The 16624-nt window shown below is 65.6% G+C and carries 12 protein-coding genes; all 12 read left to right on the top strand.

What is annotated here, in order from left to right; translation table 11 throughout:
• Positions 1-37: 37 nt before the first annotated feature.
• The gene (gene coaE / locus AC14A7_RS09950; protein ID WP_484008560.1) at positions 38-658 is read left to right on the top strand and encodes a dephospho-CoA kinase; all 621 of its coding nucleotides are present in this window, start codon (positions 38-40) and stop codon (positions 656-658) included.
• Positions 658-2724, top strand: a complete 2067-nt coding sequence (uvrB, locus tag AC14A7_RS09955; RefSeq protein WP_484008562.1) for an excinuclease ABC subunit UvrB — start codon at positions 658-660, stop codon at positions 2722-2724. The genes coaE and uvrB overlap by 1 nt, the downstream gene beginning before the upstream one ends.
• 207 nt (positions 2725-2931) lie before the next feature.
• Positions 2932-5418, top strand: a complete 2487-nt coding sequence (locus tag AC14A7_RS09960) for a methyltransferase domain-containing protein (protein WP_484008564.1) — start codon at positions 2932-2934, stop codon at positions 5416-5418.
• Positions 5415-6425 carry a glycosyltransferase family 2 protein gene (locus AC14A7_RS09965; protein ID WP_484008566.1) on the top strand — a complete coding sequence of 337 codons (1011 nt, stop codon included), beginning with the start codon at positions 5415-5417 and terminating at the stop codon, positions 6423-6425. Before AC14A7_RS09960 ends, AC14A7_RS09965 begins: the two co-directional genes overlap by 4 nt.
• A gap of 111 nt (positions 6426-6536) precedes the next feature.
• On the top strand, positions 6537-9416 hold the full coding sequence (uvrA, locus tag AC14A7_RS09970) for an excinuclease ABC subunit UvrA (protein WP_484008568.1): 2880 nt from the start codon (positions 6537-6539) through the stop codon (positions 9414-9416).
• A gap of 9 nt (positions 9417-9425) precedes the next feature.
• The gene (gene uvrC, locus AC14A7_RS09975) at positions 9426-11303 is read left to right on the top strand and encodes an excinuclease ABC subunit UvrC (RefSeq protein WP_484008570.1); all 1878 of its coding nucleotides are present in this window, start codon (positions 9426-9428) and stop codon (positions 11301-11303) included.
• A 26-nt stretch (positions 11304-11329) separates the two neighbouring features.
• Positions 11330-12205, top strand: a complete 876-nt coding sequence (gene rapZ / locus AC14A7_RS09980; protein ID WP_484008572.1) for an RNase adapter RapZ — start codon at positions 11330-11332, stop codon at positions 12203-12205.
• Between the two features lie 93 nt (positions 12206-12298).
• A complete protein-coding gene (gene whiA, locus AC14A7_RS09985; RefSeq protein WP_484008574.1) occupies positions 12299-13279 on the top strand; it encodes a DNA-binding protein WhiA in 981 nt (326 codons plus the stop codon).
• 52 nt (positions 13280-13331) lie between these two features.
• Entirely contained in the window at positions 13332-13958 is a 627-nt protein-coding gene (locus AC14A7_RS09990) for a superoxide dismutase (RefSeq protein ID WP_484008576.1), read from the top strand.
• 102 nt (positions 13959-14060) lie between these two features.
• Positions 14061-15071, top strand: coding sequence for a type I glyceraldehyde-3-phosphate dehydrogenase (gene gap / locus AC14A7_RS09995; protein WP_484008578.1), 1011 nt, complete (start codon positions 14061-14063; stop codon positions 15069-15071).
• A 15-nt stretch (positions 15072-15086) separates the two neighbouring features.
• Positions 15087-16301, top strand: a complete 1215-nt coding sequence (locus AC14A7_RS10000; RefSeq protein ID WP_484008580.1) for a phosphoglycerate kinase — start codon at positions 15087-15089, stop codon at positions 16299-16301.
• A partial coding sequence (locus tag AC14A7_RS10005; protein ID WP_484008582.1) for a triose-phosphate isomerase occupies positions 16292-16624 on the top strand: 333 nt, incomplete at its 3' end. The genes AC14A7_RS10000 and AC14A7_RS10005, both read left to right, overlap by 10 nt.

A 16624-nucleotide genomic window follows, 5' to 3' on the forward strand; every position in this document is an offset into this window, starting at 1 on the left:
TTCGACGACGTGACACGGCGAGGCTAGCATTGCGTCCATGTACCTGATCGGACTCACCGGGGGGATTGCGTCCGGCAAGTCCCTCGTCTCTGCCCGTCTCGTCGAGCACGGTGCCGTCCTGGTGGACGCCGACGTGCTGGCGCGGGAGGTCGTCGAGCCGGGCACGCCCGGTCTTGCCGCGATTGCCGAGCACTTCGGCCCAGAGGTCATCAGCCCCGATGGCAGTCTCAACCGCGCGGCTCTCGGGGCCATCATCTTCGCTGATCCGGCACAGCGAGAGGTGCTCAACGGCATAACCCACCCGGCCGTGTGGCGGCGTGCGCGCGAGCTGTTCGCGGCAGCGCCGAAGGATGCGGTGGTCGTCTACGACGTGCCCCTCCTGGTCGAGGGTGCCAAGGGCCGCATGCTCGACTTTGACCTCGTCGTGGTCGTGAACGCGAGCACCGAGACCCGCCTTCGCCGCCTCATGGAACTGCGTGGTATGAGCCGGGAGGAGGCGGGCCACCGGCTCAACTCGCAGGCAAGCGACGCAGAGCGACTCGCTATCGCCGATGTCGTGATCGACAACAACGGCAGCGTGGAGCAGACCCTGGAGCAGGTGGATTCGCTCTGGGCGAAGGCCGTCGCATTGTCAGGGGCCGAATCTAAGCTGGGGTAATGCTTCAGACCACTCGTGCCGTCAACCGCTTCGAGGTGATCAGCGAGTACGTGCCCAGCGGTGATCAGCCCCAGGCGATCAAGGAGCTCGCGGCACGCATCAACGCCGGCGAGACCGATGTCGTGCTGCTCGGCGCAACCGGTACCGGCAAGTCGGCGACGACAGCCTGGCTCATCGAGCAGGTGCAGCGACCGACCCTCGTGCTCTCGCACAACAAGACCCTTGCCGCCCAGCTCGCCAACGAGTTTCGCGAGCTCATGCCGAACAACGCGGTCGAGTACTTCGTCAGCTACTACGACTACTACCAGCCAGAGGCCTACGTTCCGCAGACCGACACCTTCATCGAGAAAGACTCCTCGATCAACGCGGAGGTCGAGCGGCTTCGCCACTCCACGACCAACTCGCTGCTGAGCCGGCGCGACACGGTGGTCGTGTCCACGGTGTCGTGCATCTACGGGCTCGGCACGCCAGAGGGCTACATGGAGGCCATGGTCGCCCTGCAGGTCGGCATGCGCATCAACCGCGAGGCGCTCATCCGGCGATTCGTGTCGATGCAGTACAACCGCAACGACGTCGACTTCTCGCGCGGCAACTTCCGGGTGCGTGGCGACACCATCGAGATCATCCCGATGTATGAAGAGCTCGCCATCCGCATCGAGATGTTCGGCGACGAGATCGAGGCGATCTACGCACTGCACCCGCTCACCGGCGATGTGGTCAGAAAACTGGATGCCGTGTCGGTGTTCCCGGGGTCGCACTACGTTGCCAGCACCGAGACCATGCACAAGGCGATCGCGACCATCAAGGTCGAGCTCGCCGAGCGGCTGGAGGAGCTGGAGCGCCAGGGCAAGCTCCTCGAAGCCCAGCGGCTGCGCATGCGCACCACCTTCGACCTCGAGATGATGGAGCAGATCGGCTTCTGCAGCGGAATCGAGAACTACTCTCGCCACATCGATGGCAGAGCACCGGGGGAGGCCGCGCACACGCTGCTCGACTACTTCCCAGAGGACTTCCTCGTCGTTATCGACGAGTCGCACGTCACCATCCCGCAGATCGGCGCGATGTACGAGGGCGACGCCTCGCGCAAACGCACTCTCGTCGAGCACGGGTTCCGGCTGCCGAGCGCCCTCGACAACCGCCCGCTCAAGTGGAGCGAGTTTCTCGACCGCGTCGGTCAGAAGGTCTATCTGTCGGCGACGCCGGGCAAGTACGAGATGGCGATCACCGACTCGATCGTCGAGCAGGTCATCCGACCGACCGGCCTCGTCGACCCGCACATCGTGGTGAAGCCGTCGAAGGGTCAGATCGACGACCTGCTCGAGCAGATCCGCATCCGTACCGGGCGCGATGAGCGCGTGCTCGTGACGACGCTGACCAAGAAGATGGCGGAGGAGCTGACGGAGTTCCTCACCGAGGCGGGCGTGCGAGTGCGCTACCTCCACTCCGACGTTGATACTTTGCGTCGCGTTGAGCTGCTCACCGAATTGCGCCAAGGGGTCTACGACGTTCTCGTCGGCATCAACCTTCTGCGCGAGGGGCTCGACCTTCCTGAGGTGTCGCTGGTTGCGATCCTCGACGCAGACAAGGAGGGGTTCCTTCGGTCGGCGACCTCCCTCATCCAGACCATCGGTCGCGCCGCGCGCAACGTGTCGGGCGAGGTGCACATGTACGCCGACGTGCTCACCGACTCGATGGCCAAGGCCATCGACGAGACGGAGCGTCGCCGCGCCAAGCAGATCGCCTACAACGTCGAGCGCGGCATCGATCCGCAGCCGCTGCGCAAGAAGATCGCCGACATCACCGACGCGCTCGCCCGTGAGGGAGCAGACACGGCTGCACTACTAGCTGGTCGCAACGACAAGAAGCGCTCCCCGACGCCCAACCTGCGCAGGGAGGGCAAGGCGGCGGCGGGCGCCAACGAACTGGAGGCGGTCATCGCCGACCTCAACGAGCAGATGCTCTCAGCGGCAGGCGAGCTCAAGTTCGAGCTCGCGGGGCGCCTGAGAGACGAGGTTGCCGACCTCAAGAAGGAGCTGCGGCAGATGCAAGCGGCCGGGCACATCTAGGGCGGCGCGCGCGAGTCACGGCAAGCCAGCTAGCATCACGCCCGCGAGGGTAGCCATAGACTTCCCTGGTGCCTGCACGGCACCTAGCACTCGGGAGTTGTCGTGTCATTGGTGTCGTGGACAAGCCAGAGTCGGCCGCTCCAATGCCGTGTGTGCGGGTTCAGTGGCAGCGGGGAGCTAATCGCCACGGTGACAGCGCTCGCAGAAGTGGACCTTCCCGCAGTGCGCTGCCCCGACTGCGGGTCGATCCAGCTTCGAGACGAAGCGCTCGACTCATCGCCGAGCGACGAATCCGTTGACGGCTATGTCGAGGGCGGGGTCGGCATCGGCGCCATCGCCGACTCGATGTCGCTCGCAGACCTGACCAGGGTTCATCGATTCCTCGACGTGGGCTGCAACTACGGGTTCGCGCTCGACCTCGGTCGTTTCCTCTTCGACTGGGACGTCGTTGGTGTTGAACCCTCGCTGGCCGGTCGGCGCGGCTCCGTCGAGCTCGGACTCGACATCCGCAACGAATACCTCGATGCGAGTTCTCAACTCGGTGAGAACTTCGATCTCATCCTCGCGAGCGAGGTTGTTGAGCACGTCACCGATCCTGTCGGGTTCCTCAGAGCCATTGCCACGCGCCTTGCGCCGGGTGGACAGGTAGTGCTGACGACGCCAGCAGCAGAAATCGTCGAGCGCGGAATGCCGGAGCCAGAGGTTGTCGCCGCGATCAGCCCCGGTTATCACGTTTTCATTGCCTCGAGAGCGGGTCTGGAGCTCCTGCTCCGACGAGCCGGGTTCACCACTGTCATCGTCGAGCGTGTCAGGGGATCCCTGCGTGCGGTGGCAGCTCTCGAAAACACTCCCATCGTGAGTTCTCCCATCTCCCTCGAGCAGCTCGAGTCCTACGTGGGACACGCTGCGAGCATCGCTCCGCGGGGGAGCGCGCTGGAACTGGGCATGGCTGTGCGCTCGCTCCGGTCCCGCGTTGCTAGAGGCGACTTCCGCACCTATCGCGACGAGGTCGCCGCTGTTCGCAGAGCCTTTCACCGACGACACCACATCAAGATCGCCGATCCTTCCGGTCTCGCTACGCGGCTGCTTTCTAGCCCTGAACCCCCTCCGTGGAGCCTTGCCGGCGCCGCGTTCGCACTTGGGATGATCGAACTGTCGCACCGCGCGCGCCCGGCCAAGGCTGCGCAGTATTTTCAGCTCTCGAACACCGCGGCCCGTCTCTGGCGCAACGCTGCACAGGTCGCAGATCTCGACACCGTCGACTTGCTGTTCCAGTCGGCCTACCATCGTGCTCTTGCCTTGTCGCGTGTCGATCCCGCAGAGGCGACGACGGCTGTGCTTGCGCTGGGAGAGTGGCTCGACCCAACGGTCGACGACCGCGCCGCAGTGCTGGCGCGGCGGGAGTGCCGGGTGTTTGTCGAGATCGCTGCACGGGGCGCCGTGGCTCATGGCGGAGAACTAGAGCAGCGAGTGGATGACCGTGCACGAGGGCTGGCGGCGTCAAGCGACCAGGAAGACCGAATGGCGGGTCTCGATGCCCTCCTGGTGCTCGGGCTCGCTGCCATCCAACGTGGAGACCTCGATGAGGCGCGGGAAAGACTCGGCGAATGCGAGCTGCTCGCGTTGACTGACGAGTCCGACGAGCACGGTCGATCCGTCGCACGGGTCTGCCGGGAGCACCTCGACGACCTTCCTCTCGTCGAGTCCGTAGATTCTGGTCTACGGATCCACTCGGCGATCGACACCTACTGGTGCGATGCGTATGGCACTTACCTCGATGGGTGGGTTCACGTCGGCGACGTCGATGTTGATGTCATCACCGTCGCGATCGAGCGCACGGAGGTCATTGCCACGCGGTCGGATCGTCCCGATTTGCTCAACCACTGGCCCGATACCCCAGCCGTCACCCGCGGGGGGTTCCGTGCCTACGTTCAGGGGGCTGTCGGAGCAGAGGCGGTCATCACAGTGACGACAGCGAGGGGGCGAGTGAGCACCCGCATCGCGTTGCCTTCCCATCCCTTGCCGCTTGGGTCATCCTCGACCAGCCATGTGACTCTCGTGCAGCGAGCGGTGGACTCCGCCCCGCCTGGCCCGATTGTTGTGGCAGGCCTGCGCGCCCCTACCGCGGCGCTCGCCGAGCAGAGGCTAGCCGAGTTCGGGTCACGAGCGGTCACCAGCCTCGACATTCACGACGGCCACGGCGTCACCCACGTCGGTGACGCCCATCGCATGTCGTCATTCCTTCCTCGGGACACCTTTTCGCTCGTGTACTCGAGCGATGTGCTGGAGCACCTCACAACACCGTGGGTGTTTGCGGCGGAGTGCGCGCGAGTGCTGAAGGTCGGCGGTCTCGCCGTGCACATTGCTCCGTGGATCTGGCCAACCCATGCCACACCGAACGACTTCTTTCGTTATTCACCGGAGGGCCTGGAGCAGCTGTTCGGCTCATCGCTCGGGTTCCGGATCGTCGCGAGCGGAGGCGCGGCGGACGCACGGGTCTATCCCGACCCCGCTTGGAGAGAGGACTACCTGCGGATGCCGACGACGTCGTCACTCTCGCACTCCTGGGTCATCGCGGAGAAGATCTCGGCGGCGGCTGACGACGCGGCCTGGCCGTATGACGAACACGACGGAGAGGCTCTCGCGCGCGAGTATCCTGTTGACGGTCTTGCACCAGAAAGAGAAGCACAATGACGCCCCCGTTCGACGTTTCGGCGATCATACCGGTGCACAACGGGGCCGCCCACCTTCGCCAGGCTTTCGCCAGCGTCCTTGAGCAGACTCGCCTGCCATCCGAGGTGATCATCGTCAACGATGGGTCTGAGGATTCCTCCGCAGCGGAGATATCGGCGATAGCCGCCTCCTCGCCAGTGCCGGTCGTGGTTATCACCCACGCAAACGTCGGGCAATCCGCGTCCCGGAACGCTGCTGCAGCAGCGGCACGCGGCGAGCTGCTCGCCTTCCTCGATCAGGACGACAAATGGCGCCCACGACACCTCGAGGTGCTGGTCGCGCCCTTTGCAACGGATTCGGACCTTGGTTGGGCGTACAGCGACTTCGACGAGATCGACACAGACGGTCTCGTCGTCACACGCAACTTCATGCGAGCAGTAGGTGCCGACACGCCGAGAACAACGGTGACCGAGATAATCCAGCGGGATGGCATGGTTCTGCCGTCGGCAAGCGTCATTCGGTCACGTGCATTCCAGCAGGTCGGTGGGTTTGATGCCCGGCTCCGGGGCTACGAGGATGACGACCTCTTCCTCCGCGTCTTTCGCGCTGGCTGGACCTCCCGGTTCACTGCAGAATCGCTCACCGTATTCCGCGTGCACGCCAACAGCTCTTCGACGCGAAGCATCTTCCGCGAGAGCCGAATGACGTACTTCTCAAAGGTCTCGGAGTCTCTGCCCGATGATGTCCGGCTCAACCGCTACTACGTGAGCGACGTCCTTCGGCCGCGCATGCTCAACAGCACTCTGTTCGAGTATTCGGTGGCGCTGAACCTCGGACAGAACGACGAGGCCAAGTCGATTGCCAAGAGCCTGTCGTCCCTGCTGGAGTCAGCACCGCCAGGACGGCGCCGCGCCGCTGCGCTCTTTGTGCTGCACCGGCCCCGACTTGCCCGGCTGCTCCTAGGGGTTCGCGCGCGGGTTCCTCGACCTCTCAGACCGCGAATTCCACCGGTGCTCACGCCACGCTAGGGTTTCTGCGGTTATCAACGGGTGACGCATCACGATGGGGCGTGACAGGGCAACGATGCGCGTTCGCCACGGGCGCATGCGCTCAGCAATGTCGGTGGTCTCCGTAGACTTGTGAGAGTGTCGGTGACCCCTGTTAACTCCCTGTCCACGCTGCGCGTTCGAGGGGCTCGGGTGCACAACCTCAAGAACGTCGACATCGAGATTCCCCGTGACTCCCTCGTCGTCTTCACCGGCCTCTCCGGCTCTGGCAAGTCGAGCCTCGCCTTCGACACGATCTTCGCCGAGGGGCAGCGCCGCTACGTCGAGTCGCTGAGTGCCTACGCCCGCCAGTTCCTCGGTCAGGTCGACCGTCCCGATGTCGATTTCATCGAGGGGCTCTCTCCGGCGGTCAGCATCGACCAGAAGTCGACCAACCGCAACCCGCGGTCCACCGTGGGAACCATCACCGAGATCTACGACTACCTTCGCCTCCTGTGGGCCCGCGTCGGCATCCCGCACTGCCCCGTCTGCGGCGAGAAGATCCAGCGGCAGACCGTGCAGCAGATCGCCGATCAGCTCATGGAGCTCGATGAGGGCACGCGATACCAGATCGTCAGCCCGATCATCTCGCAGAAGAAGGGCGAGTTCGTCGACCTGTTCAAAGAGCTCGCCTCAAGCGGCTACTCGCGGGCGATCGTCGACGGCGACGTCATCCAGCTCAGCGAGCCGCCAGTGCTCAAAAAGCAGTTCAAGCACGACATCTCCGTCGTCGTCGACCGCCTAGTCGCCGGCCCCGACGCGCTGACGCGCCTCACCGACTCGCTCGAGACCGCCCTGCGCCTCACTGACGGCAACGTCGCGATCAACTTCATCGATCTGGAGGGCAAGGCGGCCTGGCGCAACTACAGCGAGAAGCTCTCGTGCCCCAACAACCACCCGCTGCAGCTCACCGAGATCGAGCCGCGCACCTTCTCCTTCAACGCTCCGTTCGGCGCGTGCCCAGAGTGCTCCGGACTCGGCTCCAAGATGGCGGTGGATGCCGACCTGCTGGTCGCCGACGATTCCGTCAGCCTCGCCGACGGCGCCATCCTTCCCTGGACCCAGTCGGGCAAGGGCCTGTTCAACTACTTCGAACGCCTCCTCGAGGGGCTCGCGCGCGACCTCAACTTCTCACTGAAGACCCCGTGGGGCGAGCTGCCAGAGGAGGCGCGGTTCGCGATCCTCAACGGCAACGACTTCGAGGTGCAGGTCAAGTGGAAGAACCGCTTCGGTCGTGAGATGAAGTACACGACCGGCTTCGAGGGCGTCATTCCCTACATCGAGCGCAAGTACCTCGAGGCAGAGACCGATGTGCAGCGCCAGCGCTTCGCGAGCTACCTCCGCGAGGTGCCGTGCCCCGTCTGCGAGGGCAAGCGCCTCAAGCCAGAGGTGCTCGCGGTGACCATCAACGACCGCAGCATCTCCGATGTCTGCGACCTCAGCCTCGCCGACGCGCACACCTTCATGGACGCCCTCACCCTGACCGATCGCGAGGCGCGCATCGCGGCGCAGGTGCTGCGCGAGATCCGCCTTCGGCTCGAGTTCCTGCTCGAGGTCGGTCTCAGCTACCTCAACCTCGCGCGTGCGGCCGCAACGCTCAGCGGCGGCGAGGCGCAGCGCATCCGTCTGGCGACGCAGATCGGGTCGGGGCTCACTGGCGTGCTCTACGTGCTCGACGAGCCATCCATCGGCCTGCACCAGCGCGACAACCGCCGGCTCATCGACACGCTCGTCAAGCTCAAGAGCCTTGGCAACACGCTCATCGTCGTCGAGCACGATGAGGACACGATTCGCACCGCCGACTGGATCGTCGACATCGGCCCGGGCGCGGGGGAGCACGGCGGCACCGTCGTGCACTCCGGCTCCTACGAGGACTTGCTGAAGAACACGGAGTCGGTGACCGGCGATTACCTCTCTGGCCGCAAGTCGATCGAGACCCCGAAGAAGCGCCGCCCCATCGACAAGAAGCGCCAGATCACCGTGCACGGCGCGAAGGCGAACAATCTCCGCGACGTCACCGTCGACTTCCCGCTCGGCACGTTCACGGCTGTCACCGGCGTGAGCGGCTCCGGCAAGTCGAGCCTCGTCAACGACATCCTCTACAAGGTGCTCGCCAACGAGCTCAACGGCGCGCGCCAGATCGCGGCCAAGCACACCAAGGTGACGGGTCTCGACAACCTCGACAAGGTCGTGCATGTCGACCAGAACCCGATCGGCCGCACGCCGAGGTCGAACCCCGCGACCTACACGGGAGTGTTCGACAAGATCCGCACGCTGTTCTCAGAGACGATGGATGCGAAGACCCGCGGCTACCTGCCCGGTCGCTTCAGCTTCAACGTCAAGGGCGGCCGCTGCGAGAACTGCTCCGGCGACGGCACGATCAAGATCGAGATGAACTTCCTCCCCGACGTCTACGTCGCCTGCGAGGTCTGCCACGGTGCCCGCTACAACCGCGACACGCTCGCGGTCAAGTACAAGGGCAAGTCCATCGCCGAGGTGCTCGACATGCCGATCAGCGAGGCGGCGGAGTTCTTCGAGGCGATCGGCGCCATCCACCGCTTCCTGAAGACGCTCGTGGATGTCGGCCTCGGCTACGTGCGCCTCGGCCAGAGCGCGACGACCCTCTCCGGCGGCGAGGCGCAGCGCGTCAAGCTCGCGACGGAGCTGCAGAAGCGCTCCAACGGGCGCAGCATCTACGTGCTCGACGAGCCGACCACCGGCCTGCACTTCGAAGACGTGCGCAAGCTGCTGCTCGTGCTCAACGGCCTCGTCGACAAGGGCAACACCGTCATCGTCATCGAGCACAACCTCGACGTCATCAAGTCGGCCGACTGGATCATCGACCTCGGCCCCGAGGGTGGCGCGGGCGGCGGCCAAGTGCTGTTCGAGGGCTCGCCAGAGAGGCTCGCCAAGGTCGAGGGGAGTCACACGGGGCAGTTCCTGCGTGAGATTCTCGAGGGCGCACGCGCGTAGCATTCCAGCATGTCTGAGACGGTCAGCTATCGCCCGAAGGCGGGGGAGATCCCAACGAGTCCGGGGGTCTACCGTTTTCGCGATGCCGCTGGTCGGGTGCTGTACGTCGGCAAGGCGAAGAACCTCCGCGCTCGGCTGAGCAACTACTTCCAGCCGCTGCGCAGCCTGCACGAGCGCACGCGCCGCATGGTCGTCTCTGGCGCGTCGGTCGAGTGGACCGTGGTCGGCAGCGAGTTCGAGGCGCTGCAGCTCGAATACACCTGGATCAAGGAGTTCCACCCGCCGTTCAACGTGCAGTTCAAGGACGACAAGTCCTACCCCTATCTGGCCATAACGCTGGGCGAGCAGGTGCCGCGTGTCATGGTGACGCGCAACAGGAACCTGCCCGGCGCGCGGTACTTCGGCCCATACACGAAGGTCTGGGCGATTCGCGAGACCGTCGACCTGCTGCTCAAGCCGTTCCCGATGCGCAGCTGCTCCGACGCCACCTACAAGCGGGCGGAGCAGACCGGGCGACCCTGCCTGCTCGGCGACATCGGAAAGTGCGCTGCGCCGTGCGTCGGCCGCATCTCGAAAGAGGACCACAAGTCGATAGCACTCGACTTCGCGAGCTTCATGGCCGGTCAGGACCGCACGTACACGGCGCGACTGGAGAAGCGCATGAAGGATGCCTCCGCATCCATGGACTACGAGAACGCGGCGCGGTACCGCGATCAGCTGCACGCCATGGAGACCGCGCTGGCCAAGTCGAACATCGTGCTCGCCGACGAGGTGGATGCCGATATCTTCGGCATCGCCCACGACGAGCTCGCAGCCGCGGTGCAGCTGTTCATCGTGCGGGGTGGCCGCATCCGCGGTGTGCGCTCCTGGGTGGTCGACAAGGAGCTCGACGTCGAGCTGCCGGAACTCGTCGAGATCGCGCTGCAGAACGCCTACGACACCGAGCTTCCGAACGGCGAGGAGCCCCCGCGCGAGGTGATCGTTCCCGCCCTGCCCGACGACGTCGCAGAGCTGGAGAAGTACCTCGGCGGCCTGCGGGAGAAGGGGCGCGTGAGCGTCAAGCTCGCACAGCGCGGCGACAAGGCAGCGCTCGCGCTCACGGTGACCCAGAACGCGCAGAACGCGCTCGTGCTCTACAAGACGCGTCGCAGCGGGGACTTCACGGCACGATCGCAGGCTCTCGCCGACATCCAGGAGGCGCTGGGCATGGATGACGCACCGTTGCGCATGGAGTGCTACGACGTCTCCCACCTCAGCGGCACCAACATCGTCGCCTCGATGGTCGTCTTCGAAGACGGGCTTCCGCGCAAAGACGAGTACCGTCGCTTCGCAATCGCCGACTCCAGCGACGACACCGAGTCGATCCACCAGGTGCTCACGCGGCGCCTCGCGTACCTGAAAGACCCCGATGTGAATCCGCTCAATGACGACGGGTCGCGAAAGAAGTTCCACTACAAGCCCAACCTGCTCATCGTCGACGGCGGCCAGCCGCAGGTCGCGGCGGCGAAACGCGCGCTCGACGAGGCCGGCATCACCGGGATCCAGCTGTGTGGGATCGCCAAGCGGCTCGAAGAGATCTGGCTGCCGGATTCTGACTACCCCGTCATCCTTCCGCGCAACAGCGATGCGCTGTTCCTGTTCCAGCGCATCCGTGACGAGGCGCACCGCTTCGCGATCAGCTACCAGCGGCAGAAGCGCAAGGCCGACATCACGACCGTGCTCGCCGAGATCCCGGGCCTCGGGCCCTCCCGCGTGACCTTCCTGCTCAAGCACTTCGGGTCGGTCAAGCAGCTGCGCGCCGCCGATGCCGCGACGATCGCAGAACTCCGTGGATTCGGTCCAACGCTCGCAGAGGCGATCGTCACGGCGCTGCGCGGCAGAGCCTGAGCCCCGCGCGCGGGTATCCTTAGAGGGTGGCCAAGCGAACCGACCGGCAAGAACTGCTGATCGTCACCGGCATGTCGGGCGCCGGGCGCTCAACGGTCGGCAACGCTCTCGAGGATCTCGGGTGGTACGTGGTCGACAACCTGCCACCGCAGATGCTCAAGCCCCTCACCGAGCTGGCAGAGCACGCGGGCGGCTCCCTTCCCAAGGTGGCCGCCGTCGTCGACGTGCGTGGTGGCAAGCTCTTCGCGGATGCCGTTCAGGCGATCCACGCCCTGCGCAGCAACTCGAACGTGCGGCTGCTGTTCCTCGACGCCACGGACTCCGCACTCGTGCGCCGGTTCGAGTCGGTGCGCCGCCCGCACCCCCTGCAGGGGGAGGGCACGCTGCTCGACGGCATCACAGTGGAGCGCACTCGCATGCAGGAGCTGCGGGAGTCGAGTGACATCGTCATCGACACTTCAGAGCTCAACATCCACCAGCTTGCCTCCACGATCACCGAGAAGTTCGCGGAGGAGCACACTCCCGGCGTGCAGATCACGGTCATGAGCTTCGGCTTCAAGTACGGTCTGCCAACCGATGCCGACCTCGTCGCCGACGCGCGCTTTCTCCCCAACCCGTTCTGGGATCCGGCGATGCGTGCGCACACCGGTCTCGACACCGAGGTGCGCGAATACGTGCTCGCCCAGGAGGGCGCCAGCGAGTTCATCGAGGGCTACGCCAAGGCGATCACGCCGGTGCTCGCCGGGTACCAGCGCGAGAACAAAAGACACGCTACGATCGCTATCGGCTGCACCGGAGGCAAGCACCGCTCCGTGGCCGTGGCCGAAGAACTGGCAACGCTGCTCAGGGGACTCCCCAGCGTTGCCGTCAACGTGAAGCACCGCGACCTTGGTCGCGAATAAGCTTTCACTTTTGGCCGTGTGAAGCGGGTATCGTCGTGACCTGAGCTTGCCCGCCCGCTCGAGAGAAGCGGCGTTGATTAGAGGATGTATTCAGTGGCACTAACCGCCGACGTCAAGGACGAACTAGCCCGCCTCGAGGTGAGCAAGAACCCGGTACGTGCGGCAGAGCTGGCCACCATCCTTCGCTTCTCCGGAGGCCTGCACCTCATCTCCGGCCGCATCGCCGTGGAGTCAGAACTCGACTCGCCGCTCGTCGTTCGCCGTCTTCGCAAAGACCTGGCCGAGCTCTACGGTGTGCGCAGCGAGGCAGCCGCCGTGTCTGGGTCCGGTGCGCGCAAGACCAACCTGTACCTGGTGCGGGTGATGGATGGGGGAGAGACCCCCGCGAGGCAGACCGGCCTTCTCGACGCTCGCCGTCGCCCCATCCGCGGCCTTCCCAACCGCCTCACCACCGGTTCTCGCGAGGAGCTCGCCGCCGTCTGGCGCGGGGCATTCCTCGCTGCAGGAACCCTTACCGACCCCGGCCGCTCTGCGGCCCTCGAGATCACCTGCCCTGCCAACGAGGCAGCGATGGCGCTCGTCGGCGCCGCTGGCCGCCTGCACATCCCGGCCAAGGCCCGCGAGGTGCGTGGCGTGCACCGCGTCGTCGTGCGCGACGGCGAGGCGATCGGAGCGATGCTGCGCCTCATGGGGGCAACCGCGAGCGTCACCGCGTGGGAGGAGATGCGCCAGCGCCGCGAGGTGCGCGCCACCGCCAACCGCCTTGTCAACTTCGACGACGCCAACCTGCGGCGCTCTGCCCAGGCCGCCGTCGCCGCGTGCGCGCGCGTCGAGCGCGCCCTCGAGATCCTCGACGGCGACGTGCCAGAGCACCTGCGCTACGCGGGCGACCTTCGCCTGCGCTTCCGTGACTCCTCACTCGACGAGCTCGGCCACCACGCCGATCCGCCCATGACGAAGGATGCCGTGGCGGGTCGCATCCGCCGCCTCCTCGCGATGGCCGACAAGAAGGCCTCCGACCTCGGAATTCCCGGAACCGACGCCAATCTGCCGCCCGACCTGCTCGACCTCTGAGCGCGGCGTCATCTCGCCTGCACCCCACCCACCCCGGGCATAGACTGAAACCATGGCTGACTACACTCTTCCGGAACTCTCCTACGACTACTCCGCCCTCGCCCCGCACATCAGCGCGGCCATCATGGAGCTTCACCACAGCAAGCACCACCAGGCCTACGTGACCGGTGCGAACACCGCTCTCGCCCAGCTCGCCGAGGCACGCGACGCCGGCGACTTCACCTACGTCAACAAGCTCGAGAAAGACCTGTCGTTCAACCTCGGCGGCCACGTCAACCACTCGATCTTCTGGACCAACCTCTCGCCAGACGGCGGCGACAAGCCGGTCGGCGACCTCGCCGCGGCGATCGACGATCAGTTCGGCTCCTTCGACAAGTTCACCGCCCACTTCACCGCTGTCGCCATGGGCGTGCAGGGGTCGGGTTGGGCTGTGCTCGCCTACGACTCGATCGGCCAGAAGCTGATCATCGTGCAGTTCTTCGACCAGCAGGGCAACCTTCCTGCCGGCATCGTCCCCATCCTCATGCTGGATGTCTGGGAGCACGCGTACTACCTCGACTACAAGAACGTGCGCGCCGACTACGTGAAGGCCTTCTGGAACATCGCCAACTGGGAGAACGCGCAGCAGCGCTTCGCCGCGGCGACCGAGAAGACCGGCGGCCTGCTGCTACTCTCGTAGCGGTTCGACGCCCCATCGGAGCTGCGTCACCATCCTGTTGAGAAACACACCCCCAACTACCACCACACTGCGTCGCTCGACGCCTTAGCACCTGGAGTTCCTTTGACCGTCAAGATCGGTATCAACGGCTTCGGCCGAATCGGCCGCAACTTCCTCCGCGCCGCCCTCGCCAAGGGCAGTGACCTCGAGATCGTCGCCGTCAACGACCTGACCGACAACGCCGCGCTCGCGCACCTGCTCAAGTACGACAGCATCACCGGTCGCATCGACGCCAAGGTCGAGCTCGACGGCGACAAGATCATCGTCAACGGCAAGCCGATCATCGTTCTCGAGGAGCGCGACCCGGCCAAGCTCCCGTGGGGCGAGCTCGGCGTCGACATCGTCATCGAGTCGACCGGCCGCTTCACCAAGTCGGAGGATGCGCGCAAGCACATCACCGCTGGCGCCAAGAAGGTCATCGTCTCGGCTCCGGCCAGCGGCGACGACGTCGCGACGCTCGTGCTCGGTGTCAACGAGGGCACCTACGACTCCGCCGTCCACGACATCATCTCGAACGCGTCGTGCACCACGAACTGCCTCGCGCCGCTCGCCAAGGTGTTCAACGACAAGTTCGGCATCGAGCGTGGCCTCATGACCACCGTTCACGCCTACACCGCAGACCAGAACCTGCAGGATGGCCCGCACGACGACCTGCGCCGCGCGCGCGCTGCCGCCGTCAACATCATCCCGACCTCGACCGGTGCGGCCAAGGCCCTCGGCCTCGTGCTGCCGGAGCTCGTCGGCAAGCTCGACGGCTACGCGCTTCGCGTTCCGGTTCCGACCGGCTCGATCACCGACCTCACCATCGAGACCGGCACGGAGGGCCTCACCGTGGCTCAGGTCAACGCCGCATACAAGGAGGCCGCTGAGGGCCCCCTCAAGGGCATCCTCAAGTACACCGAGGACCCGATCGTCTCGAGCGACATCGTCACCGACCCGCACTCCTCGATCTTCGACGCCGGCCTGACGAAGGTCATCGGCACGACGGTCAAGGTCGCCTCGTGGTACGACAACGAGTGGGGCTACTCCAACCGCCTCGTCGACATCACCGAGTACGTCGGCGCGCGTCTCTAGCCTTCTAGAGCCCTCATGACGATCCGCACCCTCGAGTCGCTCGGCGACCTAAAGGGCACGACCGTACTCGTCCGTCTCGACCTGAACGTTCCGTTGAAAGACGGCGCGATCACCGATGACGGGCGAGTGCGGGCCGCCCTCCCCACCCTCAACGCCCTGCTCAACGCGGGTGCCAAGGTCGTGGCAATGTCCCACCTCGGTCGCCCCGACGGTGCTCCCGACTCCAAGTACAGCCTCGCCCCGGTCGCCCAGCGTCTCAGCGAGCTGCTCGGCAAGCCGGTGTGCTTTGCGGCAGACACCGTAGGACAGGGTGCGCAGGATGCCGTGGCCAGCCTCGAGGACGGCGGCGTCGTGCTGCTGGAGAACCTGCGCTTCAACGCGGGGGAGACGAGCAAAGACGAGTCGGAGCGCACGCGCTTCGCCGAGAAGCTCGCGGCCTTCGGCGACGTGCTCGTCTCCGACGGCTTCGGCGTCGTTCACCGCAAGCAGGCGAGCGTCTACGAGCTCGCGAAGCTCGTGCCGAGCGCTGCCGGCCTGCTCATCGAGCAGGAGCTCAGTGTGCTCGACCGCCTCACCTCGACGCCGGAGAAGCCGTACGCGGTCGTTCTCGGCGGCTCGAAGGTCAGCGACAAGCTCGCCGTCATCGACGCGCTGCTGCCGAAGGTAGACACGCTGCTCGTCGGCGGCGGAATGCTCTTCACCTTCCTCTACGCGCAGGGCCACGCCGTTGGCGCGAGCCTGCTCGAGGAGGACCAGGTGGATGTCGTCAAGGGCTACCTCGCCAAGGCGGCAGAGCTCGGGGTCGAGATCGTGCTCCCCACCGACATCGTCGTCGCGTCGAAGTTCGGCGCCGACGCCGAGGTCGCGGTCACCGCGGCCGATGCGATCGAGTCGACGCCCTTCGGTGCCTCGGGGCTCGGCCTCGATATCGGACCGGAGACCTCCGCTCGCTTCGCCGAGATCATCGCCAGCTCGAAGACCGTGTTCTGGAACGGGCCCATGGGCGTGTTCGAGCTCGCGCCATTCGCTGCTGGAACCAAGGCCGTCGCCGGCGCCCTGACCAAGGTCAGCGGACTCGGCGTGGTCGGCGGGGGAGACTCCGCAGCCGCGGTGCGTGCCCTCGGCTTCAAAGACGACCAGTTCGGTCACATTTCTACCGGTGGCGGCGCGAGCCTCGAGTTTCTCGAGGGCAAGAAGCTGCCTGGCCTGGAGGTCCTCGGATGGGCGTAAGCAACAGGGTCCCGCTCATCGCGGGCAACTGGAAGATGAACCTCGACCACCTGCAGTCGATCGCCTTCGTGCAGAAGCTCGCCTGGAGCCTCAAAGACGCGAACCACGACTTCGATGCTGCAGAGGTGGCCGTCTTCCCGCCGTTCACCGACCTGCGCTCGGTGCAGACTCTGGTCGCGGCCGACAAGCTCCCGCTCGCGTTCGGCGGCCAGGACCCCTCGGCACACGACTCGGGTGCCTTCACCGGCGAGATCTCGGGTGCGTTCCTCAAGGCCCTCGACTGCAGCTACGTGATCATCGGCCACTCCGAGCGTCGCACGATG

The organism is Conyzicola sp. (assembly GCF_057073975.1).

Coding starts and splice junctions, on each gene's coding strand:
- coaE (WP_484008560.1), top strand. CDS start 38: ATGTACCTGATCGGACTCACCGGGGGGATTGCGTCCGGCAAGTCCCTC.
- uvrB (WP_484008562.1), top strand. CDS start 658: ATGCTTCAGACCACTCGTGCCGTCAACCGCTTCGAGGTGATCAGCGAG.
- AC14A7_RS09990 (WP_484008576.1), top strand. CDS start 13,332: ATGGCTGACTACACTCTTCCGGAACTCTCCTACGACTACTCCGCCCTC.
- AC14A7_RS10000 (WP_484008580.1), top strand. CDS start 15,087: ATGACGATCCGCACCCTCGAGTCGCTCGGCGACCTAAAGGGCACGACC.
- uvrC (WP_484008570.1), top strand. CDS start 9,426: ATGTCTGAGACGGTCAGCTATCGCCCGAAGGCGGGGGAGATCCCAACG.
- AC14A7_RS09965 (WP_484008566.1), top strand. CDS start 5,415: ATGACGCCCCCGTTCGACGTTTCGGCGATCATACCGGTGCACAACGGG.